The sequence below is a fragment of the Microbacterium sp. Leaf351 genome, assembly GCF_001423825.1.
In the GTDB taxonomy this organism is placed as follows: Bacteria; Actinomycetota; Actinomycetes; order Actinomycetales; family Microbacteriaceae; genus Microbacterium; species Microbacterium ginsengisoli.
In genome coordinates, this window is the sequence record NZ_LMPK01000038.1 from 269,792 (window position 1) to 271,137 (window position 1,346).

The 1,346-nt window shown below is 67.7% G+C and carries 1 protein-coding gene; it reads right to left on the reverse strand.

Going from position 1 to position 1,346, the window contains the following annotated elements; genetic code table 11:
• The coding region (locus tag ASG00_RS14660) for an alpha/beta hydrolase (protein ID WP_082483277.1) at positions 1 to 1,329 on the reverse strand (1,329 nt) is incomplete at its 3' end.
• Positions 1,330 to 1,346 lie beyond the last annotated feature (17 nt).

Here is a 1,346-nt window from a genome sequence, read left to right on the forward strand (position 1 = left end):
GCCCTTGTTGAACGCCGTGTGCCCCTCGCCCTCATGGGTGATCAGGACGCCGGACGACAGCTGCTCCGCGAGCGACTTCGCCCACACGTACGGCGTGGCCGGGTCGTTGGTGGTGCCGATGACGATGATCGGCGGGGCGCCGGGGGCGCTGATCTTCTCACGCACGCCGGTCGCCGTGATCGGCCAGACGGCGCACGGGTCGGGACCGCTCCAGTACGGCGCGATCGTCGGAGCCTTCGCCGCAATCTCGGCCTTGGAGGCGTCTTTCAGAGCCTGCGAGGTGACCTGAGGGTAGTCCATGCAGTTGTACGCCTCGAACGCCTCGGTCGAGTTGTCCTGGTAGACGCCGTTGCTGCTGCGGTTGTAGTAGAAGTCGACGAGCCGGAACGCCTGCGCGGCGCTGCCGGACTTGACGGCGGCGAGGGCCGAGGAGAGCACCGGCCAGCTGTCCTTCGAGTAGAGGGCTGCGACGATGCCGGTGACCAGCGAGTCGGCGCCGAGCTTTCGCCCGTCCGCGTTGGTGATCGGGGTCTTGTCGACCTGCGCGAGGAGGTCGCCGAGGGAGGCGAGGGCTTGATCGACGGTGCCGGTGAACGGGCACGACGACCCGGCGAGGCAGTTCGTCATGTAGGCGCGAAGGGCCGACTGGAACCCGATCGCCTGGGTGGTCGACACGTCCAGTCCCGACACCGACGGATCGAGGGCACCGTCGAGGACCATGCGTCCGACGTTCTGGGGGAAGAGCTTCGCGTAGGTCGCTCCCAGGAACGTTCCGTAGGAGTAGCCGAGGTAGTTCAGCTTCTTGTCGCCGAGCACGCCGCGCAGCAGGTCCATGTCGCGCGCGGCCTGGTCGGTCGTGATGTAGGGCAGGAGCCCGGAGCTGTTCTGTTCGCACGCCGCACCGAACGCCTTCTGGCTGGCGACGAGATCGCTGGTCCACGTCGCACTCCCGCGCGGCGCGGGAACGAGATCGAACAGATAGGAGTCCATCTGCTTCGCGTCGTAGCAGGTCACGGCGGTCGAACGCCCGACTCCGCGAGGGTCGAAGCCGATCACGTCGAACGTCTTCTGCAGTTCGGAGCCGACCGCATAGTCGAGATTCTGCTGGATGAGGTCGTAGCCGCTCGCGCCCGGCCCCCCGGGGTTCGTGAGCAGCGATCCGAGCGCCGTGCCGTTGGTCGCGCGATGGCGGATGACGGCGAGGGTGATCGTTCCGGCTTCAGGGTTCTGCCAGTCGAGGGGCGCCGTCACGGACGTGCAGTCGAAGCCGGTGCCGCACGAGGACCAGCTGAGGGTCTGGGTGTAGAAGCTCGCGACATTCGCGACCACGCCGTCGGCCGACGGGG